Source organism: Enterobacter sp. 04-C-12-SI-ECC (genome assembly GCF_047530715.1).
GTDB lineage: Bacteria > Pseudomonadota > Gammaproteobacteria > Enterobacterales > Enterobacteriaceae > Enterobacter > Enterobacter bugandensis.
Window position 1 is genome coordinate 236,014 of sequence record NZ_JBLKDI010000003.1, and the last position, 26,627, is coordinate 262,640.

28 protein-coding genes and 2 tRNA genes are annotated in these 26,627 nt (G+C 56.4%); 17 read left to right on the forward strand and 13 right to left on the reverse strand.

Going from position 1 to position 26,627, the window contains the following annotated elements; all coding sequences use genetic code 11:
* Positions 1-186: 186 nt before the first annotated feature.
* The 8 genes from ACMWL8_RS07100 (at position 187) to ldtE (ending at position 7,855) form a co-directional block, all read left to right on the forward strand.
* Positions 187-915, forward strand: coding sequence for a MerR family transcriptional regulator (locus ACMWL8_RS07100; protein ID WP_045261549.1), 729 nt, complete (start codon positions 187-189; stop codon positions 913-915).
* A gap of 312 nt (positions 916-1,227) precedes the next feature.
* Positions 1,228-1,596 carry a Fe-S cluster assembly scaffold SufA gene (gene sufA, locus ACMWL8_RS07105; protein ID WP_041910386.1) on the forward strand — a complete coding sequence of 123 codons (369 nt, stop codon included), beginning with the start codon at positions 1,228-1,230 and terminating at the stop codon, positions 1,594-1,596.
* An 8-nt stretch (positions 1,597-1,604) separates the two neighbouring features.
* Positions 1,605-3,095, forward strand: coding sequence for a Fe-S cluster assembly protein SufB (gene sufB / locus ACMWL8_RS07110; RefSeq protein ID WP_028012865.1), 1,491 nt, complete (start codon positions 1,605-1,607; stop codon positions 3,093-3,095).
* A 9-nt stretch (positions 3,096-3,104) separates the two neighbouring features.
* Complete coding sequence (gene sufC, locus ACMWL8_RS07115) at positions 3,105-3,851, forward strand: Fe-S cluster assembly ATPase SufC (protein ID WP_041910384.1); 747 nt, start codon at positions 3,105-3,107, stop codon at positions 3,849-3,851.
* Positions 3,826-5,097, forward strand: coding sequence for a Fe-S cluster assembly protein SufD (sufD, locus tag ACMWL8_RS07120; protein WP_045261548.1), 1,272 nt, complete (start codon positions 3,826-3,828; stop codon positions 5,095-5,097). Before sufC ends, sufD begins: the two co-directional genes overlap by 26 nt.
* The gene (gene sufS / locus ACMWL8_RS07125; protein WP_028012868.1) at positions 5,094-6,314 is read left to right on the forward strand and encodes a cysteine desulfurase SufS; all 1,221 of its coding nucleotides are present in this window, start codon (positions 5,094-5,096) and stop codon (positions 6,312-6,314) included. Before sufD ends, sufS begins: the two co-directional genes overlap by 4 nt.
* Before the next feature lie 13 nt (positions 6,315-6,327).
* On the forward strand, positions 6,328-6,744 hold the full coding sequence (gene sufE / locus ACMWL8_RS07130; protein ID WP_045261547.1) for a cysteine desulfuration protein SufE: 417 nt from the start codon (positions 6,328-6,330) through the stop codon (positions 6,742-6,744).
* A 97-nt stretch (positions 6,745-6,841) separates the two neighbouring features.
* Entirely contained in the window at positions 6,842-7,855 is a 1,014-nt protein-coding gene (gene ldtE / locus ACMWL8_RS07135; protein WP_028012870.1) for a L,D-transpeptidase LdtE, read from the forward strand.
* Positions 7,856-7,915: 60 nt separating this feature from the next.
* On the opposite strand, the gene lpp is transcribed toward ldtE, so the two are convergent.
* The 4 genes from lpp to ACMWL8_RS07155 form a co-directional block, all read right to left on the reverse strand.
* Complete coding sequence (gene lpp, locus ACMWL8_RS07140; protein WP_001082307.1) at positions 7,916-8,152, reverse strand: murein lipoprotein Lpp; 237 nt, start codon at positions 8,150-8,152, stop codon at positions 7,916-7,918.
* 309 nt (positions 8,153-8,461) lie between these two features.
* Positions 8,462-9,874: a pyruvate kinase PykF gene (gene pykF / locus ACMWL8_RS07145; protein ID WP_014883536.1), complete on the reverse strand. Its 1,413-nt coding sequence runs from the start codon at positions 9,872-9,874 to the stop codon at positions 8,462-8,464.
* 377 nt (positions 9,875-10,251) lie between these two features.
* Positions 10,252-11,397, reverse strand: a complete 1,146-nt coding sequence (locus ACMWL8_RS07150) for a trans-sulfuration enzyme family protein (RefSeq protein WP_045261546.1) — start codon at positions 11,395-11,397, stop codon at positions 10,252-10,254.
* An 11-nt stretch (positions 11,398-11,408) separates the two neighbouring features.
* Positions 11,409-12,779: a pyridoxal-phosphate dependent enzyme gene (locus ACMWL8_RS07155; protein WP_045261545.1), complete on the reverse strand. Its 1,371-nt coding sequence runs from the start codon at positions 12,777-12,779 to the stop codon at positions 11,409-11,411.
* A gap of 400 nt (positions 12,780-13,179) precedes the next feature.
* Between ACMWL8_RS07155 and ACMWL8_RS07160 the strand changes: the two genes are divergently transcribed.
* From ACMWL8_RS07160 to fumD, 4 genes are all read left to right on the forward strand, one after another.
* Positions 13,180-14,202 carry a methionine ABC transporter ATP-binding protein gene (locus ACMWL8_RS07160; RefSeq protein ID WP_045261544.1) on the forward strand — a complete coding sequence of 341 codons (1,023 nt, stop codon included), beginning with the start codon at positions 13,180-13,182 and terminating at the stop codon, positions 14,200-14,202.
* A complete protein-coding gene (locus tag ACMWL8_RS07165; protein WP_028012874.1) occupies positions 14,195-14,863 on the forward strand; it encodes a methionine ABC transporter permease in 669 nt (222 codons plus the stop codon). Before ACMWL8_RS07160 ends, ACMWL8_RS07165 begins: the two co-directional genes overlap by 8 nt.
* Before the next feature lie 23 nt (positions 14,864-14,886).
* The gene (locus tag ACMWL8_RS07170; RefSeq protein WP_028012875.1) at positions 14,887-15,699 is read left to right on the forward strand and encodes a MetQ/NlpA family ABC transporter substrate-binding protein; all 813 of its coding nucleotides are present in this window, start codon (positions 14,887-14,889) and stop codon (positions 15,697-15,699) included.
* A gap of 109 nt (positions 15,700-15,808) precedes the next feature.
* Positions 15,809-16,018, forward strand: coding sequence for a fumarate hydratase FumD (gene fumD / locus ACMWL8_RS07175; protein ID WP_028012876.1), 210 nt, complete (start codon positions 15,809-15,811; stop codon positions 16,016-16,018).
* On the opposite strand, the gene ACMWL8_RS07180 is transcribed toward fumD, so the two are convergent.
* From ACMWL8_RS07180 to ACMWL8_RS07195, 4 genes are read right to left on the reverse strand one after another with little or no spacing between them, the layout of a single operon-like run.
* The gene (locus tag ACMWL8_RS07180; protein ID WP_045261543.1) at positions 15,999-16,685 is read right to left on the reverse strand and encodes an amino acid ABC transporter permease; all 687 of its coding nucleotides are present in this window, start codon (positions 16,683-16,685) and stop codon (positions 15,999-16,001) included. The two genes, fumD and ACMWL8_RS07180, sit on opposite strands and share 20 nt — an antisense overlap.
* Positions 16,669-17,415, reverse strand: coding sequence for an amino acid ABC transporter permease (locus ACMWL8_RS07185; protein WP_045261542.1), 747 nt, complete (start codon positions 17,413-17,415; stop codon positions 16,669-16,671). The genes ACMWL8_RS07180 and ACMWL8_RS07185 overlap by 17 nt, the downstream gene beginning before the upstream one ends.
* Positions 17,415-18,230, reverse strand: a complete 816-nt coding sequence (locus tag ACMWL8_RS07190; RefSeq protein WP_045261541.1) for an amino acid ABC transporter ATP-binding protein — start codon at positions 18,228-18,230, stop codon at positions 17,415-17,417. Before ACMWL8_RS07190 ends, ACMWL8_RS07185 begins: the two co-directional genes overlap by 1 nt.
* Positions 18,231-18,232: 2 nt before the next feature.
* Positions 18,233-19,063 (reverse strand): ABC transporter substrate-binding protein, encoded by an 831-nt coding sequence (locus ACMWL8_RS07195; protein ID WP_071993779.1) that lies wholly within the window; start codon positions 19,061-19,063, stop codon positions 18,233-18,235.
* A gap of 241 nt (positions 19,064-19,304) precedes the next feature.
* Here ACMWL8_RS07195 and ACMWL8_RS07200 point away from each other — a divergent pair, with 241 nt between their 5' ends.
* From ACMWL8_RS07200 to ACMWL8_RS07210, 3 genes are all read left to right on the forward strand, one after another.
* Positions 19,305-19,472, forward strand: a complete 168-nt coding sequence (locus ACMWL8_RS07200; protein ID WP_052683041.1) for a hypothetical protein — start codon at positions 19,305-19,307, stop codon at positions 19,470-19,472.
* 144 nt (positions 19,473-19,616) lie between these two features.
* The gene (locus tag ACMWL8_RS07205) at positions 19,617-21,023 is read left to right on the forward strand and encodes a DUF1996 domain-containing protein (RefSeq protein WP_045261540.1); all 1,407 of its coding nucleotides are present in this window, start codon (positions 19,617-19,619) and stop codon (positions 21,021-21,023) included.
* Positions 21,024-21,039: 16 nt separating this feature from the next.
* Positions 21,040-21,219 (forward strand): LuxR C-terminal-related transcriptional regulator, encoded by a 180-nt coding sequence (locus ACMWL8_RS07210; protein ID WP_045261539.1) that lies wholly within the window; start codon positions 21,040-21,042, stop codon positions 21,217-21,219.
* 36 nt (positions 21,220-21,255) lie between these two features.
* Here the strand turns inward: ACMWL8_RS07210 and ACMWL8_RS07215 are convergent, their stop codons facing one another.
* A complete protein-coding gene (locus ACMWL8_RS07215) occupies positions 21,256-21,396 on the reverse strand; it encodes a hypothetical protein (protein ID WP_003857665.1) in 141 nt (46 codons plus the stop codon).
* A gap of 125 nt (positions 21,397-21,521) precedes the next feature.
* On the opposite strand from ACMWL8_RS07215, the gene ACMWL8_RS07220 reads away from it, so the two are divergent.
* Together ACMWL8_RS07220 and ACMWL8_RS07225 are read left to right on the forward strand one after the other, a co-directional pair.
* Complete coding sequence (locus ACMWL8_RS07220; RefSeq protein WP_045261538.1) at positions 21,522-22,304, forward strand: MBL fold metallo-hydrolase; 783 nt, start codon at positions 21,522-21,524, stop codon at positions 22,302-22,304.
* 72 nt (positions 22,305-22,376) lie between these two features.
* A complete protein-coding gene (locus ACMWL8_RS07225; RefSeq protein WP_028012884.1) occupies positions 22,377-23,012 on the forward strand; it encodes a carbonic anhydrase in 636 nt (211 codons plus the stop codon).
* Positions 23,013-23,040: 28 nt separating this feature from the next.
* Here ACMWL8_RS07225 and ACMWL8_RS07230 read toward each other — a convergent pair whose 3' ends face one another.
* The 4 genes from ACMWL8_RS07230 to mdtK form a co-directional block, all read right to left on the reverse strand.
* Positions 23,041-24,636 carry an FAD-NAD(P)-binding protein gene (locus ACMWL8_RS07230; RefSeq protein WP_045261537.1) on the reverse strand — a complete coding sequence of 532 codons (1,596 nt, stop codon included), beginning with the start codon at positions 24,634-24,636 and terminating at the stop codon, positions 23,041-23,043.
* A gap of 118 nt (positions 24,637-24,754) precedes the next feature.
* Positions 24,755-24,831 (reverse strand) — tRNA-Val (locus ACMWL8_RS07235).
* A gap of 4 nt (positions 24,832-24,835) precedes the next feature.
* A tRNA-Val gene (locus tag ACMWL8_RS07240) sits at positions 24,836-24,912 on the reverse strand.
* A gap of 153 nt (positions 24,913-25,065) precedes the next feature.
* Entirely contained in the window at positions 25,066-26,439 is a 1,374-nt protein-coding gene (gene mdtK / locus ACMWL8_RS07245) for an MdtK family multidrug efflux MATE transporter (RefSeq protein WP_045261536.1), read from the reverse strand.
* Positions 26,440-26,627 lie beyond the last annotated feature (188 nt).

Here is a 26,627-nt window from a genome sequence, read left to right on the forward strand (position 1 = left end):
ATGCTGTACACAATCTGGAAGACGTAACTGTACGAACGGCAAATTTTATACAACAATGTATTAACCGGTGGATGGCGTCGTAAGCCATTCACCCGTTCAAAATGCGGTCTTAGTTATACAAATGGTTTGTACAATCTGATAAGGTTGGTGCAGTTAGGTATGGAAGTTCTGAGCGTGAGGGAGTTAATGGCCTATTACAGTATCGGCGAAGTGGCCGAACGATGCGGTATCAACCCCGTTACGCTGCGTGCCTGGCAGCGACGTTATGGATTGTTGAAGCCGCAGCGCAGCGAAGGGGGCCATCGTCAGTTTGACGATGAAGATATCCTGCGTATTGAAGAGATCAAACGCCTGATGAAAAGTGGCGTTTCGGTCGGAAAAGTAAAAGCTTTGCTGGAAAATAAAGAAGTCCTGACTCAGGGTAACTGGGTCTCGTTCCAGGAAGAGATGATGACCGTTCTGCGTTATGCCAGCCCGGCAAAGCTGCGCGCCAAAATCGGTGAGTTCCGCCGGGATCACCCGATAGACGCCCTGATTGACAATATTATTTCGCCCGTCCGTCAGCGAATGAACCAGGACCAAAATACCGTACGTCACATGGCGAGCCTGTTCGACGGAGTCCTGATTGAATTTGCGATTGCGAGCCTGGCGGAATCCCGCAAGAAAGCCGGTAAAGACGCTCTGCTAATTGGCTGGGAGTGCGACGACCGCACCCATTTGTGGCTCGAAGCCGCGCGCTTAGCACAGAAGGGCTGGCACATTGACGTCCTGGCTGAACCGATTGATTCGCCGCGCCCGGAACTCTTCCCGGGGCAAAAAATCTTCGTCTGGACCGGAAAATCGCCAACGCCTCGACAGCAGGAACAGCTCGACCACTGGCGCGAACAGGGTTTTGCTGTCTCATTTCATCATTGAGTATAAGAGGCCTTGAGGGCCTTTTTTCTTTTTGCCACTTTTCGCACAAAAGCTATCCCAAAAATAGGCATTTCCGATGCATATTTTATTTTCCACCTCGCCGCCACAAATGCCACGACGAAATGCATTATTAATCAATGCATTGAACAATTAAATCCATCCCGCCCGCATCTTCTGACAGGGTCTATGCTTAATAAAAGTAGACAAAAAGGGCGGTTTAGCCGAATGCCCCTGCTGACAGAGGGTTGAAGTGATAATCGTTATCACTAACATGGTGTTATGCCCTGATGGCTAATCAGATGAGGTGGACCTATGGAACTGCATTCAGAAACCTTCAATCCTGCCGATTTTGCCTGGCGTGGATTAACGCTCACGCCTGCGGCGGCGGCGCATATCCACGAGCTGGTGGCAAAAAATCCCGACATTCTCGGCGTGCGCTTAGGCGTTAAGCAGACCGGCTGCGCGGGCTTTGGCTACGTGCTGGATACCGTCACCGCACCGGAAAAAGATGACCTGGTGTTTGAAACCGACGGCGCAAAGCTGTACGTCGCGCTGCAGGCGATGCCGTTTATCGATGGAACCGAAGTGGATTACGTGCGGGAAGGTTTAAACCAGTTATTCAAATTTCATAACCCGAAAGCCCAGAACGAATGCGGCTGCGGCGAAAGCTTTGGGGTATAGGCGGTACTATGTCTCGTAATACTGAAGCAACGAGTGATGTAAACACCTGGAGCGGCGGACACCTCAACTATAAAGAGGGTTTTTTCACGCAGCTGCAGACCGACGAGCTGGCGAAAGGCATAAATGAAGATGTGGTGCGCGCCATTTCGGCCAAACGTAACGAGCCCGAGTGGATGCTCGAATTTCGCCTGAGCGCATTCCGCGCCTGGCTGGAGATGGAAGAGCCGCACTGGCTGAAAGCCCACTACGACAAGCTGAACTATCAGGATTACAGCTACTACTCCGCGCCCTCCTGCGGCAGCTGTGACGATACCTGCGCCTCGCAGCCCGGCGCGGTCCAGCAGACCGGTGCCGAGAACAGCTTCCTGAGCAAAGAGGTTGAAGAGGCGTTTAACCAGCTGGGCGTGCCCGTGCGCGAGGGGAGAGAGGTGGCGGTGGACGCCATTTTCGACTCCGTCTCGGTCGCGACCACCTACCGCGAGAAGCTGGCCGAGCAGGGGATCATTTTCTGCTCCTTTGGCGAAGCTATTCATGACCATCCCGATCTGGTGAAAAAGTACATCGGCACCGTGGTACCGAGCAACGATAACTTCTTCGCCGCGTTGAATGCCGCGGTAGCCTCTGACGGCACCTTTATCTACGTGCCGAAAGGCGTGCGCTGCCCGATGGAGCTCTCCACCTATTTCCGCATCAACGCCGAAAAAACCGGACAGTTTGAACGCACCATTCTGGTAGCGGACGAAGGCAGCTACGTCAGCTATATCGAAGGATGCTCCGCCCCGGTGCGCGACAGCTACCAGCTGCACGCGGCGGTGGTTGAGGTCATCATTCACAAAGACGCCGAGGTGAAATACTCCACGGTGCAGAACTGGTTCCCCGGCGACGGCAATACCGGCGGTATCCTGAACTTCGTCACCAAGCGTGCGCTGTGCGAAGGCGAAAACAGCAAAATGTCCTGGACGCAGTCGGAAACCGGCTCCGCTATTACCTGGAAATACCCGAGCTGCATCCTGCGCGGGGATAACTCCATCGGTGAGTTTTACTCGGTGGCGCTGACCAGCGGGCATCAGCAGGCCGATACCGGCACCAAGATGATCCACATTGGGAAAAATACCAAATCGACGATTATCTCGAAGGGGATCTCCGCCGGGCATAGCCAGAACAGCTATCGCGGGCTGGTGAAAATCATGCCGACGGCCACCAACGCGCGTAACTTCACCCAGTGTGATTCAATGCTGATCGGTGCCGACTGCGGGGCGCATACCTTCCCGTACGTGGAGTGTCGCAACAACACGGCTCAGCTGGAGCACGAGGCGACCACGTCACGCATTGGAGAAGATCAGCTCTTCTACTGTCTGCAGCGCGGCATCAGCGAAGAAGATGCCATTTCGATGATTGTGAACGGCTTCTGTAAGGACGTGTTCTCTGAACTGCCGCTGGAATTCGCCGTTGAAGCACAAAAACTCCTCGCCATTAGTCTTGAACACAGCGTCGGTTAAGGAAAGCACATGTTAAGCATTAAAGATTTACAGGTTAGCGTGGAAGAGAAAGCGATCCTGCGCGGTCTCAATTTTGACGTCAAGCCGGGTGAAGTTCACGCCATCATGGGGCCAAACGGCTCCGGGAAAAGTACGCTTTCAGCGACGCTGGCGGGACGCGAAGATTACGAAGTGACAGGCGGCTCGGTCGAATTTAACGGCAAAGATCTTCTGGAGATGTCGCCGGAAGACCGCGCGGGTGAGGGCATTTTTATGGCCTTCCAGTACCCGGTTGAAATTCCGGGCGTCAGCAACCAGTTTTTCCTCCAGACGGCGCTGAATGCAGTGCGCAAGTATCGCGGCCAGGAGGCGCTGGATCGCTTCGACTTCCAGGATCTCATGGAAGAGAAGATCAAACTGCTAAAAATGCCGGAAGACCTGCTGACCCGCTCGGTCAACGTCGGCTTTTCCGGCGGCGAGAAAAAGCGTAACGATATCCTGCAGATGGCGGTGCTGGAGCCCGAGCTGTGCATTCTGGATGAGACCGACTCCGGTCTGGATATCGACGCCCTGAAGATTGTCGCCGATGGGGTGAATTCCCTGCGCGACGGCAAGCGCTCGTTCATTATTGTCACCCACTACCAGCGCATTCTGGATTACATCAAGCCGGACTATGTCCACGTGCTTTACCAGGGACGTATTGTGAAATCCGGTGATTTTACGCTGGTTAAACAACTGGAGGAGCAGGGCTATGGCTGGCTTACCGAACAGCAGTAATGCGCTCCAGCAGTGGCACCGGCTGTTTGAGGAGCAGGGTAATACGCGCTCCGAGCAGGCGCAGCAGCACCTGCAGCAGATGCTGCGCCTCGGCCTGCCGACGCGGAAGCATGAGAACTGGAAATACACCCCACTCGACGGCCTGCTGAACGGCGAGTTTGTGACGCGTCTGGCGGAGATTGACCCGGCCCGGCGCGACGATCTGGCGCTGACGGTGGATGCGGTGCGTCTGGTCTTTGTCGACGGCGTCTGGCGTCCAGAACTGAGTGATGACGCCCGGGATAGCGGGTTCGATATCGTCATTAACGACGACCGCCAGAGCCTGAGCACCCCGGTTCAGCCGGAAGTCTTCCTCCACCTGACCGAGAGCCTGGCCCGCAGCGTGACGCATATTCAGGTCAAGCGTAACCAGCGTCCGGCAAAACCGCTGCTGCTGATGCACATCACACAGGGCGTGGAGGGCGATGAGATCAACACCGCGCACTATCGCCATCACCTTGAGCTGGCGGAGGGGGCGGAGGCCACGGTAATCGAACATTACGTCAGCCTCAACGAGACCCGCCACTTTACCGGGTCGCGGCTGACGATGAACGTTGCCGCCAATGCGCAGCTTCACCACATTAAGCTGGCGTTTGAGAATCCGCAGAGCCACCATTTTGCCCATAACGATCTTCTGCTGGGCCTGGATGCCGCGGCGTTCAGCCACAGCTTTCTGCTCGGCGGCGTGGTGCTGCGCCACAACACCAGCACGCAGCTTAACGGTGAAAACACTACGCTGCGCATCAACAGCCTGGCGATGCCGGTGAAGGCAGAAGTGTGCGACACGCGCACCTGGCTTGAGCACAACAAAGGCTACTGCAACAGCCGCCAGCTGCACAAAACCATCGTCAGCGATAAAGGGCGGGCGGTGTTTAACGGCCTGATTAACGTCGCCCAGCACGCCATCAAAACCGACGGGCAGATGACCAACAACAACCTGCTGCTGGGGCGCCTGGCGGAAGTGGACACCAAGCCGCAGCTGGAGATCTACGCCGACGACGTAAAATGCAGCCACGGCGCGACGGTCGGTCGGATCGACGACGAGCAGATGTTCTACCTGCGCTCGCGCGGCATCGACCAGCAGGCGGCGCAGAAAATGATCATCTACGCCTTTGCGGCGGAGCTTACGGAAGCGCTGCACGATGGCGTATTGAAGCAGCAGGTGCTGGCCCGCATTGGTCAGCGTCTGCCCGGAGGCGAAGCATGAGTTTTCCCGTAGAGAAAGTGCGGGCCGATTTCCCGGTTCTGACCCGTGAAGTGAACGGCCTGCCGCTGGCCTATCTCGACAGCGCGGCCAGCGCGCAGAAGCCGAATCAGGTGGTGGATGCGGAAGCCGAGTTCTATCGCCACGGCTACGCCGCCGTGCATCGCGGTATTCATACCCTGAGCGCCGAGGCGACCCAGCGCATGGAAAACGTGCGCACGCAAATTGCAGCCTTCCTCAATGCACGCCTGCCGGAAGAGCTGGTATTTGTGCGCGGCACAACCGAGGGGATTAACCTTGTCGCCAACAGCTGGGGCAACGCCCAGGTGCGCGCGGGGGATAACATCATCATCACCCAGATGGAGCACCACGCCAATATTGTGCCGTGGCAGATGCTCTGCGAGCGTGTCGGCGCGCAGCTGCGGGTCGTTCCGTTGAACGACGATGGCACGCTGCAGCTGGAGCAGCTTGACGCCCTGCTGGACGATAAAACGCGGCTGGTGGCGGTCACCCAGGTCTCTAACGTGCTGGGCACCGAAAACCCAGTGACAGAGATTATCGCAAAAGCCCATCAGGCCGGCGCGAAGGTGCTGATTGACGGCGCGCAGGCGGTGATGCACCACGCGGTGGACGTGCAGGCGCTGGACTGCGATTTCTACGTATTCTCCGGGCATAAGCTCTATGGCCCGACCGGGATTGGCGTGCTGTATGTGAAAGAGGACATCCTGCAGGCGATGCCGCCGTGGGAAGGGGGCGGATCGATGATCGCCACCGTCAGCCTGACGGAAGGGACGACCTACGCCCGTGCGCCCTGGCGCTTCGAGGCGGGCACCCCCAACACTGGCGGGATTATCGGCCTGGGGGCGGCGGTGTCTTACGTCTCCGCAATCGGCCTCGACGCCATTCAGGAGTACGAACAGCTGCTGATGCACTACGCGCTGCAGGAGCTTGCCAGCGTGCCTGACCTTACCCTGTATGGCCCGGCTGACCGGCAGGGCGTGATTGCCTTTAACCTGGGGAAACACCACGCCTATGACGTGGGCAGCTTCCTCGATAACTACGGCGTGGCCGTCCGTACCGGCCACCACTGCGCCATGCCGCTGATGGCTTTTTACCAGGTGCCGGCAATGTGCCGCGCATCGCTGGTGATGTATAACACAATGGAAGAGGTCGACAGGCTGGTGGCGGGGCTTAAGCGCATTCACCAGCTGCTGGGCTAAGAAGAGGCACAAGATGGCAGAACTGCCGGACAGAGACAAATTGCTGCGCAACTTTGGGCGCTGTGCAAACTGGGAAGAGAAGTACCTTTATATCATCGAGCTGGGGCAGCGTCTGCCGCAGCTCGGTGAAGAGGCGCATAACCCGGAAAACATTATTCAGGGCTGCCAGAGCCAGGTGTGGATTGTGATGGAGCAGTCTGACGACGGCACTATCGCCCTGCACGGCGACAGCGATGCTGCCATTGTAAAAGGGCTGATTGCGGTCGTCTTTATTCTTTACCACCGGATGTCGGCGCAGGATATCGTCGCGTTCGATGTCCGCCCGTGGTTTGAAAAAATGGCCCTGACCCAACACCTCACCCCGTCCCGCTCCCAGGGGCTGGAAGCGATGATTCGCGCCATTCGCGCCAAAGCTGCAATCCTTAGCTAGACTTACAGAACAGCATTCATTCTGTTTCGCGAGGTGGTTCCCGCCTCGCTGGTTTTTCAGCTTTCTGGCATCCTGCCAGTGAATAAGGAATCTCAGCATGAAGCGCGCGTCTCTAATAACTCTTTTACTCCTCAGTTCGCTCGGTACGTTTAATTCGGCCCGCGCGATGGACTATCCGTTGCCGCCCGCAGGCAGCCGTCTGATTGGGCAAAATCAAACCTACACGATACAGGAAGGGGATAATAAGCTTCAGACTATCGCCCGTCGGTTTAATACGGCGGCGCAGGTGATCCTTGAAACGAACAATACTATTGCGCCAGTAAACCCGGCGCCGGGCACCGTTATCACGATCCCGTCGCAGATGTTGCTGCCGGATACCCCGCGCGAAGGCATTGTGGTTAACCTGGCCGAGCTTCGGCTCTACTACTTCCCACCGGGAGAAAATATTGTCCAAGTCTTCCCGCTCGGCATCGGACAGTTGGGGCTGGAAACGCCGGTGAGCACCACCCGCGTCAGCCAAAAAATCCCTAATCCAACCTGGACGCCAACGGCGGGCATCAGAGCGCGTTCCCTGGCCCAGGGAATTAAATTGCCACCCGTCGTCCCGGCGGGGCCAAATAACCCGCTGGGGCGCTATGCGCTGCGTCTGGGAATTGGTAATGGGGAATATCTTATTCACGGCACCAGCGCGCCGGACAGCGTAGGTCTGCGCGTCAGTTCCGGCTGCATGCGAATGAACGCCCCGGATATTAAAGCCCTGTTTGAACAGGTGCGGGTCGGCACGCGGGTACAGATCATCAACGAGCCGGTGAAATTCTCGGTTGAGCCGGACGGTAAACGTTATATTGAGGTCCACCGTCCGCTGGCGCAGGTGGAGGGCGAGAACCCGCAGATTTCGCCCATTACCCACTCGGCAGACTTTGCCACTTTTGTTTCTCAGGCCGGAAGCGATAAGGCGTTAATTGATAAAGCCCTGGCGCGCCGTGCCGGGATCCCGGTTGTCGTATCCGCGGGTAGCGGCCCGTCGGCCAGCAATAGCGTGTTGTCAGTGCAGAACAGCCGGGTGTCTGCTGCGGTAGCAGAAGAGGAAGGGGAAAAGGTAACGCAGTAGCAGTTTGACGCAGGCAAAAAAAATGGCGCACAATGTGCGCCATTTTATTAACAGGTACTATTACTTACGGTATTTAGTAGCCTGGTTGTCCAGACGCTGGTTAGCGCGAGCTGCGTCGTCTTTAGCAGCCTGAACGTCGGAACGCATTGCGTTCACGTCGTTGCTCAGCTGGTCAACTTTAGCGTTCAGAGTCTGAACGTCAGAAGACAGCTGATCGATTTTAGCGTTGCTGGAGCAACCAGCCAGCAGAGTAGAACCCAGGATTACCGCGCCCAGTACCAGTTTAGTACGATTCATTATTAATACCCTCTAGATTGAGTTAATCTCCATGTAGCGTTACAAGTATTACACAAACTTTTTTGGGTTGAGAATATTTTTTTGATGGGAATACGCCTATTTTTGATCGTTCGCTCAAAGAAGCATCGAATCAGTGCGTTTTGAGTAAAAAGCTATGTAAAAAAAGGCATTTTTCATCGGATTCATCTTAGATAAATCGCATTTAAATAGAAAAACCCGATTTGCTTTTTGAATGAATTTGGCTAATGCCGGGAATAAAAAAAGCGCCCATTGGGCGCTTTTTATCAAATTTAATTCGTTCGTGAATTATTACAGCACGTGAACGGAGGCAGTATTGGTTGTTCCGCTTGGTACCAGAGCACCAGAAACCATTACAACCACGTCGCCCTTCTGCGCCAGACCGCTTTCCAGAGCCATTGCTTTACCCTGAATGTAGAAATCGTCAGTAGAGGCGATCTCTTTGACCAGGTGCGCAACCACGCCTTTGCTCAGCACCAGCTGACGTGCGGTGGTTTCGTTGGTGGTCAGGGCCAGGATGGTGGCATCCGGGAAGTATTTACGCACTGCGCGCGCAGATTTACCGCCCTGGGTCGCAACAACAATCAGTGGCGCTTCCAGTTTCTCAGCGGTTTCTACCGCACCGCGGCATACTGCTTCAGTGATGCGCAGCTTGCGGCTGTCGTTGTTGAAGTCCAGACGGCTGGTCATCACGCGGTCAGTACGTTCGCAGATGGTCGCCATGATGCCGACCGCTTCCAGAGGGTATTTCCCTTTCGCGGATTCACCGGACAGCATTACTGCATCGGTACCGTCGAGGATGGCGTTCGCCACGTCGCCTGCTTCAGCGCGGGTAGGGCGTGGGTTTTTGATCATGGAGTCCAGCATCTGCGTGGCGGTGATAACCACTTTACGCGCGCGAACACATTTCTCGATCATCATCTTCTGGGCGAAGATCACTTCTTCAACCGGGATTTCAACGCCCAGGTCGCCACGAGCAACCATGATGCCGTCAGACGCTTCGAGGATTTCGTCGAAGTTGTTCAGGCCTTCCTGGTTTTCGATTTTGGAGATGATCTGGATCTTCTCGCCGCCGTGGGCTTTCAGGTGCTCACGAATTTCAACCACGTCGGAACGCTTACGGATGAAGGACGCCGCAACGAAATCAACGCCTTGTTCGCAGCCGAAGATCAGGTCCTGTTTGTCTTTCTCCGCCAGTGCTGGCAGCGCGATAGAAACGCCCGGCAGGTTAACGCCTTTGTTTTCGCCCAGGTCGCCGTTGTTCAGCACTTTACAGATAACTTTGTTACCTTCGATAGCGGTCACTTCCATACCGATCAGACCATCGTCGACCAGCACGGTGTTACCCACGGACAGATCGCTGGTGAAGCCTTCATAGGTGACCGCAACGATTTCGCTGTTACCAACAACGGATTTGTCGGTAGTGAAGGTGAAGGTCTGGCCCGCTTTCAGAGAGACGTCGTTACCGCCTTCCAGTTTGATGGTACGGATTTCCGGACCCTTGGTATCGAGCAGGATCGCCGCTTTTTTACCGGTCTTGCTCATCACGTTGCGCAAGTTCTGGATACGCTGACCGTGTTCTGCGTAGTCACCGTGGGAAAAGTTCAGACGCATCACGTTCATGCCGGCGTCCAGCATTTTGCTCAGCATCTCTTCGGATTCGGTTTTCGGGCCGATAGTACAAACAATTTTCGTCTTTTTCATGACAGTCTTAGTCTTTAAGTTGGGAAGGATATGGAAATCTCGCTCCGGGGGCGCACCGCCGCGGAGTCAAACCTGTGTTGCAAAAGAGTATATGACACGCACTAAGGATAGGAGACATCAAATGAGCGTGCAGAAGAAAGTGTGCCTGAGTGACAGCCCAACGAAGGAGAGGAGAAGTTGTACGTTGTTTTTTGTATTCCAAGCGCTGAAACCATTCACCAGGGATTTGGCGCGCATTATACGCTAATTTTAAGATAAAAGGAAAATGGAAACGGTGTTTCAGAATTAATCAATGCCGTTTCACATAATATTGTTATCAAGGCGTTAAGCCATGATGACAACTTTTGGCGGCAGGTGAGCGACCTGCCGCCGTTTGCTTATTTTTGCAGCGCCTGGCTGAGGTCGGCAATCAGGTCTTTCGGATCTTCAATCCCCACCGACAGGCGGATCAGCTGCGGCACAATGCCGTTTGCCAGCCGTTGTTCCAGCGGAATCGAGGCGTGCGTCATGCTGTAAGGCTGGCTCACCAGGCTCTCCACGCCGCCCAGGCTTTCCGCGAGGGTGAACAGCTTCAGGTTGCGAATCACCTCGCTGGCGCGTTGCGCATCGCCTTTCACCACGACGGAAATCATGCCACCGGGGAGCGCCATCTGGGTGCGGGCTAGCTGGTACTGCGGATGCGATTCCAGGCCGGGATAGAACACTTTTTCGACCAGAGGATGCTGCGCCAGCCATTGCGCAATCTCCAGCGCGTTGCTGCTGTGCTTTTCTACCCTCAGCGCAAGCGTGCGGATACCGCGCAGGGTCAGGAAGCTGCTGAACGGATCCAGGACACCACCGACCGCATTTTGCAGATAGCCAAGCTGGTCCGCCAGCGCCGGATTATCTCCCACCACTGCCAGCCCGGCCACCACGTCAGAGTGCCCGTTAAGGTATTTGGTGGCGGAGTGCACCACGATATCGAAACCGGACGCCAGCGGGCGGTGGATCACCGGCGATGCGAACGTGTTATCCGCCACGCTGATAACGTTATGACGACGGGCGATCGCCGCAATGGCCGTCAGATCCGCCAGCTTCAGCAGCGGGTTGGTCGGCGTTTCGACCCACACCATGCGGGTCTCCGGGCGAATGGCGGCCTCAAGCCCGGCTAAGTCGTCCGGCTTAACCCAGCTGACCTGCAGGCCCGTACTGCGTTTGCGCACGTTTTCAATCAGGCGATACGTCCCGCCGTAAACGTCATCAATGGCGACGATATGGCTGTCTTTATCCAGCAGTTCGAGCACCGTGGAGATGGCCGCCAGACCGGAAGCAAAGGCGTAGCTGCGCGTGCCGCCCTCCAGTTCGGCGATGGCGGTTTCCAGCGCATGGCGCGTTGGGTTGCCGCTGCGGGAATATTCATAGCCGGTATGCTCGCCCGGTGACGGTTGCGCAAACGTCGACGTGGCGTAAATCGGCGGCATGACGGCGCCGTGCGGGTCGTTGAATGCGCCGCTGTGGACGCTCAGGGTTGCCAGGTTTTTCATCGTTTAATCCTTTATTGCTGTAGACGATTGCGCCACGCGGTCAGGACGTCGCTGCGCGTAATCAGGCCGAGAAAATGGTCATTGTCGTTAATCACGGCCACCAGACCGCGGTCGAAGATGGCGTGCAGGGCGCTCTCCGGGGCACGTTTATCAAGAAATTCCACCTGACGGGTCATGGCCGCCGTGACCGGCAGGGTAAAGCGGTCGCCGTCGCCGCCGATATGCCGCAGCAGATCCCACTCGTCGATAATGCCCACCACCTTGCCGTTCTCCAGGACCGGCAGCTGAGAGATGTCATACAGGCGCATGCGTGCCAGCACGGTGGAAAGCGTATCGTCCGGCGCGGCGGTGACGGTAGCGCCTTCATCATGGCGCAGGGCAATGTAGTCGGAGAGATCCCCCGCCTGAGGGCGCGTGATAAGCCCCTGCTGGCGCATCCAGTCGTCGTTAAACATCTTCGATAGATACTTATTGCCGCTGTCACAGGCAAAGGTCACCACGCGCTTCGGCGTGGTCTGCGCCTGGCAATACTTCAGCGCCGCCGCCAGCAGCGTGCCGCTGGAGGAGCCCGCCAGAATGCCTTCCGTCTTCAGCAGCTCGCGCGCGGTGGCGAAGGCTTCGTGGTCGGTGATGCGCCAGGCGCGATTCACCCCTTCAATGTGGGCCAGCGGCGGAATAAAGTCTTCGCCAATGCCTTCGACCAGCCAGGAGCCCGCGTCGTGGTAGCGTCCGGTTTCCACCTGGTCAGCGAGAACGGATCCGGCCGGGTCAGCCAGGACAAACTCCGTGTGCGGAGAGTGCTCGGCGAACCACGCCTGCAGGCCACCGAGCGTACCACCTGAGCCGACGCCGACCACGATGGCGTCAATTCTGCCGTCAAGCTGCTCGTACAGCTCCGGTGCCGTGGTGGTGCGGTGTGCCAGCGGGTTGGCTACGTTATTAAACTGGTCGATGTAAAACGCGCCGGGCAGCTCGTTAGCCAGACGCCGGGCGTAATCCTGGTAATAGGCGGGGTGGCCCTTATTCACGTCCGAGCGGGTCAGCACCACCTGGGCACCCAGCGCGCGCAGGTGGAAAATCTTCTCGCGGCTCATTTTGTCAGGCACTACGAGGATCAGCGAGTAGCCTTTCTGGGCGGCGATCAGCGCCAGGCCGAGGCCGGTATTGCCCGCCGTGGCCTCAATAATCGTGCCGCCCGGCTGCAGCTGGCCGGTACGCTCCGCTTCGTTAATCATCGACAGCGCAACGCGGTCTTTAATCGAGCCGCCGGGGTTCTGGTTCTCCAGCTTCAGAAACAGCGAGCAGGGACCGGTATCAAGCTTATGCAACTGGATCAGCGGCGTGCGGCCAATCAGTTCGGTGACGGAGTGGTAAATCGTCATGATGTTTTCCTTTCGGGATGTCATGACGGGATGATAGGGCGGTGAAATTTTCTCAATAAAGAACCATTCACTGCCGTTTAGAACGGAAAGGAATATAAATACCGTTTTTGGATGTCAGGAAAGCAAGACGTAAAGTTGTCTGGATGTGGGGACGGCTATATCGGGATAAAACGCTGTAAAAATGACCGTTTTTTGCGCGCATCCGCCAGCAGATATGCATCCGGCAGATAATCATTGCTGAAATTGGTCTAAATGCTTCCCACCCACTTAATCCGCTGTTTATTTCCGATAGTTATAACAAATTCCTTTTTGGTCATTTAAAACCTGATAACGCCTGTTTACTATCGTTTGGACATCCATACTGCTAAACAGCCATGCGCGAAACGGATAAAGAATAAGAATGATCGTACTCAGGAATATTTCGAAGGTTTTTGACAACGGAAAGGTCGCGCTGACTGCCGTTGATAACGTCAATTTGACGATAGAGCAGGGACAGATTTACGGCATTATCGGTTACAGCGGCGCCGGGAAAAGCACGCTGATTCGCCTGCTGAACGGTCTGGAGAAACCTAGCGCCGGGAGCGTCACCATTAACGGGCAGGATATCTCCGCCGCAAAAGGTGAAGCGCTGCGCCAGGCGCGCCTGAAGATCAGCATGGTGTTTCAGCACTTCAACCTGCTGTGGTCGCGCACGGTGAGTGAGAACATTGCTTTCTCTATGCAAATTGCCGGTGTGCCAAAAGCGAAGATTAAGGCGCGCGTCGCCGAACTGGTGGAGCTGGTTGGCCTGAAGGGACGCGAAAATGCGTACCCGTCGCAGCTGAGCGGCGGGCAAAAGCAGCGCGTGGGGATTGCGCGCGCGCTGGCCAACAACCCCGACGTGCTGCTCTGCGACGAGGCTACGTCCGCGCTCGACCCGCAGACCACCGATCAGATCCTCGATCTGCTGCTGGACATTAACCGCCGCTTCAAACTCACCATCGTGCTGATCACGCACGAGATGCACGTGGTGCGCAAAATCTGCGACCGCGTGGCGGTAATGGAGAACGGCAAAGTGGTGGAAGAGGGCGACGTGCTGAGCGTCTTTACCCATCCACAGCAGCCGATTACGCAGCAGTTTGTCCGCCAGGTGAGCCAGTACGCCGAGGAAGAGACCTTCAATACCGAACTGGCAAACGATCTGGAAGGCACGGTGATCAGGCTGACCTTTACCGGACACAGCACGCACAAGCCGATTGTCGGGGAACTCACCCTGCGCTACGGCCTGCCGTTTAACATCCTGCACGGAAAAATGACGCAGACCGCCCACGGTGTTTTCGGGCAGCTCTGGGTCCACGTGGCGGCATCCGATGAACAACTGAACAATATCCTCGCCGACCTGCAGCACAGCGATATTGAAGGCGAGGTAATTAAACATGTCTGAGAATCTCTTTCCGCATCTCAAGTGGGATCAGCTCTGGGCGGCAACGCTGGAGACGCTGTACATGACCGCGCTTTCCGGCGTGGCGACCTTTGTTCTGGGCATCGTGCTGGGCCTGGCGCTTTTTTTAACCGCGCGCGGTGGCTTGTTCCACAACCGCACGGTCTACAGCGTCATTTCGATAGTGGTGAACGTGTTCCGCTCGATTCCGTTCATCATTCTCATCGTTCTGCTGATCCCGTTCACCAAGACCGTCGTCGGCACCATTCTTGGTGCCAACGCGGCGCTGCCGGCGCTGATCGTGGGTGCCGCACCGTTCTACGCACGCCTGGTGGAAATTGCCCTGCGTGAAGTGGATAAAGGCGTGATAGAAGCCACGCGCTCGATGGGCGCACGGCTGAGCACGCTCGTGTTTCGGGTTTTACTGCCGGAATCATCACCTGCACTGGTATCAGGTATTACGGTGACGCTGATTGCGCTGGTGAGCTACAGCGCCATGGCGGGGGTGATTGGTGCCGGCGGTTTAGGAAATCTGGCTTATCTGGAAGGATTCCAGCGCAACCATGGTGACGTCACGCTGGTGGCAACGGTGACCATTTTAATCATCGTTTTCATTATCCAGTTCTGCGGCGATGTCATTACTTCACTGTTAGATAAACGCTAATAAATACACACAGGAACCACATCATGAAAAAGACACTGACACTGATTGCCGCCGCAACCCTGAGCGCCCTGAGCTTCGCCTCCTGGGCCGACACCCTGACCGTGGGCGCATCCAACACGCCGCACGCCGAAATTCTGGAGCAGGCCAAGCCGATTCTGGCGAAGCAGGGTATCGACCTGGAGATTAAACCGTTCCAGGACTACATTCTGCCGAACACTGCGCTGGCGGGTCATGACATCGACGCGAACTATTTCCAGCACATTCCTTACCTGAACAGCGTGCTGAAAGATCATGCGGGCGATAAAGACTACGATTTTGTCAGTGCGGGCGCGATCCACATTGAGCCAATCGGCATCTACTCAAAAAAATACAAATCCCTGAAGGACCTGCCGGAAGGCGGCAAGATCATCATGCGTGATGCGGTTTCCGAGGAAGGCCGTATTCTCTCCATCTTCGAAAAAGAGGGCGTGATCAAGCTGAAGCCGGGCATCGACAAAGTGACGGCGCGCATCAGCGATATCGTTGAGAACCCGAAAAAACTGAAGTTCACGCCGAACGTGGAAGCGTCCCTGCTGCCGCAGATGTACAACAACGACGAAGGCGACGCGGTGGTGATTAACGCCAACTATGCGATAGACGCCGGTCTGGATCCGGTTCACGACCCGATTGCGGTCGAGAGCGGTGAAAACAACCCGTACGCCAACATCATTACCGTGCATCGTGGCGACGAGAAGAAGAAAGACATCGTCGCGCTGGTGAACGTGCTGCACTCCAAAGAGATTCAGGACTGGATCCGCACCAAATACAAAGGCGCGGTCATTCCAGTAAACAACTAATTATTTGATTTTCCAGATGAAGCCCGGCGAGATCCTCGCCGGGCTTCTTTTTGTATCCGGCGGGAGAATCATTTAAGCTCAACGTTTAACAGGCAATGGAGTGATGACGATGGGTAACGTGACCAAAGATGAAGCGCTGTACCAGGAGATGTGCCGGGTGGTCGGAAAGGTGGTGCTGGAGATGCGTGATTTAGGGCAGGAGCCGAAGCATATTGTCATTGCGGGCGTGCTGCGCACGGCGCTGGCGAACCAGCGCATCAAGCGCAGCGCACTGACAACCGAAGCGATGGAAACGGTGGTTAAGGCGCTGGCCGGCTAACGCGCCAGCGTTTCGCGACCTGTTCAAGCGAGCAGCAGAGCAGATAATAGACCGCACCCGTAAAAATAAAGATGGCCGCCGGGTAGATTTGCACCCGGTTGTTGACCTGTCCCGCCACCGTGGTTAGCTCCGGGACGTTGACGATGAATGCCAGCGACGTATCCTTCAGCAGGCTGATAAAAATTCCCACCAGCGACGGCAAAATATTTCTCAGCGTCTGCGGCAGCAGCACGCGCCACAGGATTTGCTGCGTGCTGAACCCCTGAGACAGCGCGGCCTCGTTTTGACCCGCAGGGAGCGCCCTGAGCCCGGCAAAAACCGAATGCATCACCGATGCCGCCGTAAACCAGGCCAGCGCCAGCGTCACGGTCAGCGCCCCCGGCAGATCCCCGCCGGTGATCAGCGGCAACAGGTACCACATCCAGAAAATCACAAAAATCAGGGGAATACCGCGAATCAACTCCGCCCACAGAAAAAGCCCCCTGCGCACCAGCCCAGGATAGCGCCAGGCGAGGCACGCCAGCGTCACGCCGCCGGGAAGCGCAAGCAGGGCGGCCCCTGCGGCCATCAGCAACGAAAGCAGTACGCCGCCGGGTTCACCCGCTGCCGTTCGTCCCCACAGCAGATAATCCAGGTTTTCGACAATAACGTTAAATCCTGCAACCATCTTTTTTCCTCCCTGAATGCGGACCGACGCGCACCAGCACCATCCCCATGACAATGCCGGTAAGCAAATAGAGCACCGTACCGACGATAAACGCCTCCATGGCGTGGGCGTTGTAACTTTCAATCTGCCGGACCTGGTAGGTTAGCTCAGCGAAGCCAATCCCGCTGGCGAGCGAGGAGAGCTTCATCAAATTGAGGTACTGGCCGACAACGGGCTGCCAGGCGTTGGCGAGCCCCTGCGGCAGAAGGATGTAGCGAAATAAACGCCACGAGGAGAACCCTTGCGCCAGCGCCGCTTCCTGCTGTCCGGCAGGAACAGAACGCAGTCCCGATGCCGCTTCCTCAATTAAAAATGCCGAGGTAAAGACGCCCAGCCCCCAGGCAGAACATAAAAACTCAGGGGTAAACCACCAGACGTCGCCGGGCAGAATTGACCAGCTGTGATCCGCATTCACCGCGTCTCGAAAGCCCTGCGGTAACCCGTTCCAGGCGGCGAAATACCAGAACAGCAGCTGGACCAACAGCGGCGTATTGCGAAACAGCGATACCCAGCCGCTGACGACCGCATTCCCGATGCGTCCACCGGAAAGACGCAGGAGCAAAAAGAACGGTGCAAGCAGGCTGGCGATCAGGCCCCCCGCCAGCGTCACCCACAGGGTGGTGAGAAATCCGGAGAGTATCCACTGCAGAGGCTGTCCGGCCAGCACGCCCTGCCAGTCGAGGGCGGGCATCAGAGGTGCTCCTGGTGCAGCGGGTTCAGCACTTTTTGCAGGAAACGCTGCGCCCGGGGATGCGACGGTTGACTGAAAAATTGCCCCGGCGGCGCGGTTTCAAGAATCTGCCCGCCGTCGATAAAGACAATCCGGTCGGCAATTTCCCGGGCGAACTGCATCTCATGAGTCACGACAATCATGGTGATCCCGCTATGGGCAAGGGCTTTCATGACGAATAACACTTCGCCAATCATCTCCGGATCGAGCGCCGACGTCGGCTCGTCGAAGAGGATGATCTGCGGCGACGAGGCCAGGGCGCGGGCAATCGCCACGCGCTGCTGCTGGCCGCCGGAAAGCTCAGCGGGGAGGTGGTGAGCCTTTTCCTGCATTCCGACCTTCTCCAGCAGTGCCAGCGCGCGCTCCTGAGCTGGCTGCGGCTTCCAGCCGTGCACATGCTCCAGTGCGAGGGTGATGTTCTGGCTGGCGGTGAGGTGGGCATACAGATTGAACTGCTGAAACACAAATCCAACGCGGCTGCGCAGCTGACGCAGCCTGCTGCCGGAAAGCTGCCCGGTCGGCTTGCTGTCGACCAGGATTTCCCCGCCGCTCAGGGTTTCAAGCTGATTGATAAGACGGATCAGCGTTGATTTACCCGAACCGGAAGGGCCGAGAATAGCAACCACTTCACCGGGCGTGATGGTGAGGTTAATGTCGCGTAAAACCTGATGGTCGCCGTAGCGTTTGTCCACGTGACGAAACTCAACGCTGGCCTGTTCCAGATGTGAAAAATCCGCGGCACCGGCCGCGGAGTGGGAAAATAAACCTGAGAGCATAATTACCTGGCTTCTATTTTAAAGGCGCGAGGCTGTGGAGCGGGCGTGTTTGGGCCAAACCAGACGTCATAGATTTTTGCCGCCTGACCGTTCTTCTCGAGATTAACCAGCTCATCGTTAACGGCTTTCAGCAGCGCTGTTTCACCTTTCTTCACCCCGACGCCAATTTCTTCTTTACTGAGCAGATCGGGCAGGATTTTGAAGTTCGCTTTATCCGGGGCCTGTGCCAGCAGGCCTGCAAGAATTGTGCTGTCCTGGGTAATGGCCTGCACGTTGCCGTTGCGCAGCGCCGTCAGCGCCAGAGGAATGTCGTCATAAGCCAGCACGCGGGACTGCGGAAAACGCTGGTGGAGCGCCTGTTCACCCGTGGTGCCTTTGACCGCGCCAATGCGCGCCCGGCTGTATTCATCCAGCTTATCGGGCGATTTGGCGGGAACCAGGAACTGTTGTCCGGTCACGAAATAGGGGGTGGAGAAGTCAATCACCTGCGCGCGTTCCGGGGTGATGGTGATATCCGCTACGATCAGGTCTGCTTTACCGGACTGAAGCAGCGGAATTCGGTTGGCCGGATTGGTGGCAACCAGTTCAAGCTTCACGCCGAGTGATTTTGCCAGTGCTTTGGCAAAGTCCACGTCGTAACCCACGATCTCGTGCGTTTTTGCATCAATTGAGCCAAACGGTGGGTTGGCGTCAAACGTGGCGACTTTCACCACCCCCGCGGCCTTAATATCTTCCAGCCGATCGGCCAGCGCCTGCGCTGAAAACAGGCTCCCGGCGGCCAGTAATCCCAGAACTGCCGTCCCTTTTTTAAACCTTTTCATCTTTGCTGCCATAGTCATCGTTCGTCCCGTTGTTTTTGTTTTGCACCGTTACGCTCCCATAAGCAAAAGCTATCGCCAAATAAGAAAATGTTCTTTGCTCTATACAAAAAAGCATTAGTGAACAGTGTGTTACCGGCAGGTAAATGTAAGGAGCTATTTGCACTTCCTGCACATTGACTGCCGGAATTGATATTTCCGCGGCCAGGAAACGCGTGCTTAACTCAGGGCTGGTGAAGCGAGAGGGGTAAAGGCAATGAAAAAATGGATCGGCACGCTACGGCGGTTTTTTGCGACCCGGCCAGCGAATGCGGAGAACAGCGCGCAGCGTGTTCAGGAGTCAATACTGCCTGTTGCCAGCCTGTATGGCGTGGACGTCGCTAACATCGACCCGGAGTGGTTCCATGATAAAACGTCACGCTGAACTTCGCCGCACGCGCGAAACGTACTGGAATGAACTGTGCGTGATCCGTGTAAAGCAGGGATGAACGGAAAAATACGCGGGCAAATCCTCGGTAAACCCTGGCCGTTTTGATACCAATATCTCCTTTCTCAGAAGGAGATGATAATGAAACGGACAGTATTAACCCCGGCACTTTCTGCCACCGCACTACTGATTGCCATGCAGGCGGCGCACGCTGCGCCACAGGCGCACGTCGTTTGCGGTTACTCCCACACGCTCGGCGACGATGCCATTATGATGCACGGCATGCCCAACGAGGCCATGCTGCACGATTTTTTTGGCAACGTGCAAACGGATGCCTTCTCCAGCCGTGAATCGCTGCGTAAAGATGAAAAGACCACCTGCGATAACAAAGCAGACAGCTCGGCCTACTGGGCACCCTCTCTGAAATTGCCTGACGGAACGGTGGTCAAACCCGCCTATCAAAAAACCTATTATCAGGCATCGAACGTCGACGCCTGGCCGCTGCACCCGTTCCCGGCGGGGCTGTCGCTGCTGGCGGGCGATCATCACGGCACCGCGCCGAATCCACATATCACCTTCCTGTGCGCTAACGGCAAGGGCTACACCACCAAAACGGGTGAGGTCTGCGGCTTACGCAAGGCGAACGATGCCGTGCAGTTTAATATCGGCATTCAGTTTCCGAACTGCTGGGACGGGGTAAATCTTAAGCCCGCTCACGGTCTGGCCAACGCCACCTACGACACCAAAGGGCAGTGCCCGTCCGACTTCCCGGTGAAAATTCCCACCGTGAACATGAACATTGCGTACGTGCTCCCGACGATTAGCTCGCTCGATACCAGCAAAGCGCAGCTTTCTCTCGACCCCATCATGCACGGCAACGAGCGTGAAGAGCGGTGGGGGAGCCTGTATACGGCGCATGCTGATTTTATGAACGGCTGGACGGAAGACGCCGCGCGCTTTATGACCGACCTGTGCATGAACCGCGGTCTGGACTGCGGCACCACCGTTCCGTATGGTTATTCAAAAGCGAAGGCCAGCGTCTGGCTCAGCAGCCTGGAGCCCGCGCTGACCCAGCCAGAGCCCCAGGCCCTGCTGGTGCAGGATAACTGGCAGAACGGCGGGCGCACCAAAAACAGCGAAACGCTGTCGCTGGTGAAGTTTCACATTCCCCCGCTGCCTGCCGGACAGGATCCTTCGCAGTTTAAATACCGCGTGCGGATTTATGGCGGGAAAGTGGAAACCAACGGCGCGGATCAAATTTTCTTCTATCCGGCAAGCAACGACTGGGATCCGGCCAGCGTGAGCTGGCAGTCGCGGCCAGCCTGTAACTATCGTTCGGATGCGGTGCTTTACCTTAACCACTCCCGCGAATACCGGATGGTGGACGTGGATAAAGCGGTGCGCAAGGCGCTGGCAGAAGGGAAAACCGAGATTTCGTGGTACATCGGCGGCGATCGTCAGGGAAATCACTACCAGTTTGAGACGGCGTCTTCCCCGCAAAGCCTGATCCTGATGCTGACCGGCTTTAGCAAAACGCCTGAGGTCTGATTACGCCCGCGTTTTTTTGTTCTCATCAACGTTAACTGGTAATGTCGACAGCCTGAAAAATGAGAAGGGCATTCTGGTTACCCTGACCGTACTGCTGGAAGGGTGCAGTAATAAAGAGGTGACTGCACGCCTGAATCTTTCCCCGAGAACCGTGGAAGCGCACCGTGCGGCGGCCATTGACGGGCTGAAAAAGTAATATAAAAAAAGCACCGGTTTACCGGTGCTTTTTTTATCAAATCTTGCAGGCATCACCGCAGTCGTCGTCGGCAACGATCGCCTGCGCTTTTTTATCCGCGTCGTCCAGACGTTCCGCGTTACGCTCTTCCGCTTCATCCAGACCGTTAAAAACTAAGTTATCGAGATCAATTTCCATGTTGCACCTGCTCTGTTCGGTTTTTGATACTGGCACAGTATAGGGTAAAAAACGTCGGCAATGTACCTCGCAGCACATAAGGATAATCCCTGCCATACTCAGTGCTTTATCACCGAGGATCGCTCATGATTACACTCTGTAAAACCTGCGGTACCTCCTATGATGGAAAGCCGGAGAGATGTCCGATTTGCGAGGATGAACGCCAGTATGTCCCGGTCAGCGGTCAGGCGTGGATTGATTACGCGACGGTGACGGCCACGCACGTGAATAAATGGCAGCAGCTGGAGCCCGCGCTGTTCAGTATCAAAACGGTTCCCGCTTTTGCGATTAACCAGAGGGCGCTCCTTCTGCGCACCCCGCACGGCAATATTCTTTGGGACTGCATTGCCAACCTTGATCCCGCAACCCAAACGCTCATCACTGCGCTCGGTGGCCTTCACGCCATTGCGATTTCGCATCCGCACTATTACACCACGATGCAGGAGTGGGCCGCGGCTTTCGATGCGCCGGTCTACCTGCACGCCAGCGACCGCGAATGGGTGATGCGCAACAGCCCGGCGATTCATTTCTGGGAGGGGGAGGCGCTGGAGATTTGGCCGTCCGTCACGTTGCTACGTCTCGGCGGCCATTTTGCGGGCGGAACGGTACTGCACTGGCAGGAGGACGAGGGCGTTTTGCTGGCGGGGGATATTTTGCAGGTCACCCCGGGGAAAGATGCGGTGTCGTTTATGTGGAGCTACCCGAATATGCTCCCGCTGCCTGCCCGTACGGTTGAGGACGTTACCCGGCGCCTGGCGGGAAAATCGTTCGCTCGTCTTTACGGCGCGTTCGAAGGGCAAAACATCCCGGCGAACGCCGACAACATCGTGCAGCGGTCGGGCCAGAAATATATTGCTTGTCTCCGGTAAAGTACGGTGGGTAAACTTTACGAGTGTGATCGCGATCATACCTAAACGAAAACAGATAAAAGAGAAATTGCTATGCAACATATCATTGAAGGTTTTCTCAGCTTTCAAAAAGAGATTTTCCCGCAACGTAAAGAGCTCTTTCGCAGTTTAGCGTCCAGCCAGAATCCCAAAGCGCTGTTCATCTCCTGCTCCGACAGCCGTCTGGTTCCTGAACTGGTCACCCAGCAAGAGCCGGGACAGCTTTTTGTCATTCGTAATGCTGGCAACATTGTCCCGCCTTTCGGGCCGGAGCCGGGCGGCGTATCTGCAACTATCGAGTACGCGGTGGTGGCGCTGGGCGTGACGGATATCGTGATCTGCGGCCACTCCAACTGCGGCGCGATGAAGGCGATTGCCGATAACGCCAACCTGGAGCCAATGCCAGCCGTATCGCACTGGCTGCGCTATTCCGACGCGGCGAAAGCCGTGGTAGAGAAGAAAAGCTGGGACAAGCCTATCGATAAAGTGAATGCGATGGTGCAGGAGAACGTGTTTGCGCAGTTGAGCAACATCAAGACCCATCCGTCCGTCGCGGTGGGCCTGCGTAATAACTCGCTTCGTCTGCACGGTTGGGTGTATGACATTGAAAGCGGCAAAATCCTTGCCCTGGATAAGAACACCAAAACGTTCGTATCGCTGTCGGAAAACCCGGAGGTCTTCTTCGAGTAATTACCGATAGCAGGGCATGGAAGCCCTGTCATTTCTCCACGTACGGTAACCGACGCCGTCTACCCGAGGCAGGTTTTTCAGCCGCCTTCGCCATCGCCTCTGCAATTTCCGCACACTCCGCCAGCCCCTGAACGAAGGGACTATCGTGCATCAGCCACGGTATCGCACCGAAAGCAATGCGCCCGCGAACCGTTTCAGGCGCTTTAAGCGTGTAATCATCACCAATGTCGGGTATCTCGTCGCCCGTCTCTGCCAGCTGTTTACGCAGCGTCGGGAAAGGCAAGTCCTTTGTTTTGAGCGGCTTTTGCCCGCGCGCGTCAATAAACACGTCGAAACGATAAACGCTCTCTTTGGTGGTAATTACCGTCCGATCGCTGCCAGCGTCGAGCGTGTAATCATCGCCAAGCGCCGCCACGCTAATGATGCCGGCCTCGCGAAGCGCAAGCAGCCTGCGGATAGACTGCGGCGGGATGGCGGCATAGTTGTCGATAAACACGCGGGCGAGGCCCTGCTTAAAGCGCTCTCTGTCGTCGTCGTTGAGGTGGGGCACAATCTCCTGAACTACCTCATGCAGTCGAAGGACGGTATAGCGCCAGGCCACGGTGCGCCGTTCGCGTTTGTTGCGTTCAACCTCGCTGAGGTTCTCTTCCGCCCAGGTAAAGGGGCCGTGCCGTTTACGGTCCTCAAACCATGCCTCACGAAGGCTGTCGGCATCCTGGTTACGCAGAGAAATTTTCTCGCACCACGCCGGGTCAGCGAGCTCGAGCTCTTTCACCATCAGGAAAAATATGCGGTCAAGCAGGCCGTCCGATCCTTTGGCTATCTCGCGTTCAACCACGAATTCGGTCAATACCGACAGCGGTTCGTAAGGGATTGGACAGTAAAAATCGGCTTCCGGCAGAATGCCCGTGCGGGACATCAGCGTAATGTTTAACCCTTCGCTGCCCTTGTCGAGAAGGAATTTACCGTCACGAAACTCACCGTGCTGCATTACCACCGCCATAGCCGCGTCCAGACCGCTCAACGACGTTCCCATAATGCCCACGCGGCAAGGGGGAATGCTGGCGTCCATCAACCCCGACCACGGGCTGGGGAAGAACGTGCGCGTGGCTTCCTCCTCATCTGGCCAGACGTGGCCGGTGGCGATAACCGCCAGATCGAACCGATCGGGCAAAGTGGTGTCGTTGACGGAAAGCGTTACGCCGGTTGTCGAGGGGATGATGTCCGTTACCTTCGCGGATTCATGGACCGTAACCTGGAACCCCAGCTTTTTTGCCTCTTTCACGATTGAACGCAAGCTGTCGCGAAAATACTCTCCCAACAGGAGTCGGGGCAGGAACTGCCGGTCATGCAGGCTGGCTTTATCAACCTTAAAGCGCGCCAGATGGGCGTCACTTTGTTCCTTGAGCCAGTCGAGGTAGGTCATAAAAATGGGCGGGATTTCTATGCTCGCAATGTTCGCCAGCATCAGCCGGGAATTATCGTCGTCGTTATAGGGCATGCCCACGCCGGCTTCATCGGCCTGTTCGAAGACGGATACGGAGAGCGGGGTGCTGTTATTAAGCAGATGATAAAAGGTGTAAATCCCTGTGGGGCCGGAGCCGATAATCGCGATATTCTTCATTGACGCGCTTCCTGTATTTATTCCATAAGAAAAGCGTAGCAGGAGAATAATGATGAAAATAAGCGATTAAGAAAATTCAGGGTAAAAGGAGAGAATTTGCACCATTTCAGGACTGAAATGGTGCGTCCGAGTGGACTCGAACCACCGACCCCCACCATGTCAAGGTGGTGCTCTAACCAACTGAGCTACGGACGCAGAATGGTGCGTTCAATTGGACTCGAACCAACGACCCCCACCATGTCAAGGTGGTGCTCTAACCAACTGAGCTATGAACGCAACGTGTTGTAGGTGACAACGGGGACGAATATTAGCGGCACAGCATCAAGGAGGCAAGAGGGAAAATGCATTTTTCTCTCTGATTTCACGCGATTGCTTCATTACCGCGCAAAGTGAAGAGAAAGTAGCCGCCAGCTGGCGGCTACTGCGTAGTTAACGCGCAGCGCGCTGCAAAATTACCGTTGACGGCTGGCGCTGCAGGAAGCGCATGCGCATCATCATCATGATCGCCGCCGACGTCAGTCCGATGATAAAGCCCATCCAGAATCCGGCCGGCCCCATGCGATCAACGACCAGATCGGTCAGCGCCAACACGTAGCCAGTAGGCAGACCCAGCACCCAGTAGGCGATAAAGGTAATAAAGAAGATCGAACGCGTGTCTTTATATCCGCGCAATACGCCGCTGCCAATCACCTGGATGGAGTCAGAAATCTGATACACCGCAGCCAACAGCATCAGGTGCGAAGCCAGCGCCACCACGTCCGGGTTGTCGTTATAGAGCAGGGCGATCTGCTCGCGCAGCGCCACCGTAAACAGCGCCGTACAGATGGCCATGCAAACACCGACGCCCAGCCCGGTGCGCGCGGCCGTTTGCGCATCCAGGGTGGAGCCCTGTCCCAGGCGGAAGCCAACGCGGATCGTCACCGCCGCGGCCAGCGACATCGGCAGGACGAACATCAGGGAGCTGAAGTTGAGCGCAATCTGGTGTCCGGCCACGTTAACAATCCCCAGCGGGGAGACCAGCAGGGCAACCACGGCAAAGAGCGTCACCTCAAAGAACAGGGCCAGCGCAATCGGCAAGCCTAGCTGCACCAGGCGCGTCATGATGCTCCAGTCCGGCGTGCTGAATCTGTTCTCGTTACGAATATCGCGCATTGAACGGGCGCGTTTCACATAAGCGATCATACTGAAGAACATTACCCAGTAAACCGCAGCCGTCGCCACGCCACAGCCGACGCCGCCCAGCTCCGGCATTCCAAAATGGCCGTAGATAAAGATGTAGTTCACCGGAATATTCACCAGCAGGCCGATAAAGCCCATCACCATGCCGGGCTTGGTTTTCGCCAGCCCTTCACACTGGTTACGGGCGACCTGGAAAAAGAGGTAGCCGGGCGCACCCCAGAGCAGGGCGCGCAGATAGCCCACGGCTTTGTCTGCCAGCGCCGGGTCAATATTGTGCATGGCGCGGACGATATGACCCGCGTTCCAGAGCACGACCATAATCAGCACAGAGACAAACCCTGCCAGCCAGAAACCCTGGCGGACCTGATGGGCAATACGCTCGCGACGACCCGAGCCATTAAGCTGAGCGATAACCGGGGTGAGGGCGAGCAGCAGACCGTGGCCGAACAGGATGGCCGGCAGCCAGATTGACGTGCCGATGGCAACGGCCGCCATATCGGTGGCGCTGTAGCGACCCGCCATTACCGTATCCACAAATCCCATTGCGGTCTGGGCCACCTGCGCGACGATCACTGGTATAGCCAGTGCCAATAGCTGGCGCGCTTCATTCATGTACTTCTGCACGTGAACACCTTTATTTTGTAGTTATATGAGAGACTAAAAAAGCCGCCGAAACGGGCAGCAAGAAGAAAATGCAGGGGGGTGCCAGCTATTGTAGCGGGCTTTAGCTATTTATCTAGTGAAAAAATCGCCAGAAAATGCGCTCCGCTGGCAACCTGTTTTTCCAACTGTTATTGTGGTGGGATTAAACG

Coding starts and splice junctions, on each gene's coding strand:
- ACMWL8_RS07100 (WP_045261549.1), top strand. CDS start 187: ATGGCCTATTACAGTATCGGCGAAGTGGCCGAACGATGCGGTATCAAC.
- sufA (WP_041910386.1), top strand. CDS start 1,228: ATGGAACTGCATTCAGAAACCTTCAATCCTGCCGATTTTGCCTGGCGT.
- sufB (WP_028012865.1), top strand. CDS start 1,605: ATGTCTCGTAATACTGAAGCAACGAGTGATGTAAACACCTGGAGCGGC.
- sufC (WP_041910384.1), top strand. CDS start 3,105: ATGTTAAGCATTAAAGATTTACAGGTTAGCGTGGAAGAGAAAGCGATC.
- sufD (WP_045261548.1), top strand. CDS start 3,826: ATGGCTGGCTTACCGAACAGCAGTAATGCGCTCCAGCAGTGGCACCGG.
- sufS (WP_028012868.1), top strand. CDS start 5,094: ATGAGTTTTCCCGTAGAGAAAGTGCGGGCCGATTTCCCGGTTCTGACC.
- sufE (WP_045261547.1), top strand. CDS start 6,328: ATGGCAGAACTGCCGGACAGAGACAAATTGCTGCGCAACTTTGGGCGC.
- ldtE (WP_028012870.1), top strand. CDS start 6,842: ATGAAGCGCGCGTCTCTAATAACTCTTTTACTCCTCAGTTCGCTCGGT.
- lpp (WP_001082307.1), bottom strand. CDS start 8,152: ATGAATCGTACTAAACTGGTACTGGGCGCGGTAATCCTGGGTTCTACT.
- pykF (WP_014883536.1), bottom strand. CDS start 9,874: ATGAAAAAGACGAAAATTGTTTGTACTATCGGCCCGAAAACCGAATCC.
- ACMWL8_RS07150 (WP_045261546.1), bottom strand. CDS start 11,397: ATGAAAAACCTGGCAACCCTGAGCGTCCACAGCGGCGCATTCAACGAC.
- ACMWL8_RS07155 (WP_045261545.1), bottom strand. CDS start 12,779: ATGACGATTTACCACTCCGTCACCGAACTGATTGGCCGCACGCCGCTG.
- ACMWL8_RS07160 (WP_045261544.1), top strand. CDS start 13,180: ATGATCGTACTCAGGAATATTTCGAAGGTTTTTGACAACGGAAAGGTC.
- ACMWL8_RS07165 (WP_028012874.1), top strand. CDS start 14,195: ATGTCTGAGAATCTCTTTCCGCATCTCAAGTGGGATCAGCTCTGGGCG.
- ACMWL8_RS07170 (WP_028012875.1), top strand. CDS start 14,887: ATGAAAAAGACACTGACACTGATTGCCGCCGCAACCCTGAGCGCCCTG.
- fumD (WP_028012876.1), top strand. CDS start 15,809: ATGGGTAACGTGACCAAAGATGAAGCGCTGTACCAGGAGATGTGCCGG.
- ACMWL8_RS07180 (WP_045261543.1), bottom strand. CDS start 16,685: ATGGTTGCAGGATTTAACGTTATTGTCGAAAACCTGGATTATCTGCTG.
- ACMWL8_RS07185 (WP_045261542.1), bottom strand. CDS start 17,415: ATGCCCGCCCTCGACTGGCAGGGCGTGCTGGCCGGACAGCCTCTGCAG.
- ACMWL8_RS07190 (WP_045261541.1), bottom strand. CDS start 18,230: ATGCTCTCAGGTTTATTTTCCCACTCCGCGGCCGGTGCCGCGGATTTT.
- ACMWL8_RS07195 (WP_071993779.1), bottom strand. CDS start 19,063: ATGGCAGCAAAGATGAAAAGGTTTAAAAAAGGGACGGCAGTTCTGGGA.
- ACMWL8_RS07200 (WP_052683041.1), top strand. CDS start 19,305: ATGAAAAAATGGATCGGCACGCTACGGCGGTTTTTTGCGACCCGGCCA.
- ACMWL8_RS07205 (WP_045261540.1), top strand. CDS start 19,617: ATGAAACGGACAGTATTAACCCCGGCACTTTCTGCCACCGCACTACTG.
- ACMWL8_RS07215 (WP_003857665.1), bottom strand. CDS start 21,396: ATGGAAATTGATCTCGATAACTTAGTTTTTAACGGTCTGGATGAAGCG.
- ACMWL8_RS07220 (WP_045261538.1), top strand. CDS start 21,522: ATGATTACACTCTGTAAAACCTGCGGTACCTCCTATGATGGAAAGCCG.
- ACMWL8_RS07225 (WP_028012884.1), top strand. CDS start 22,377: ATGCAACATATCATTGAAGGTTTTCTCAGCTTTCAAAAAGAGATTTTC.
- ACMWL8_RS07230 (WP_045261537.1), bottom strand. CDS start 24,636: ATGAAGAATATCGCGATTATCGGCTCCGGCCCCACAGGGATTTACACC.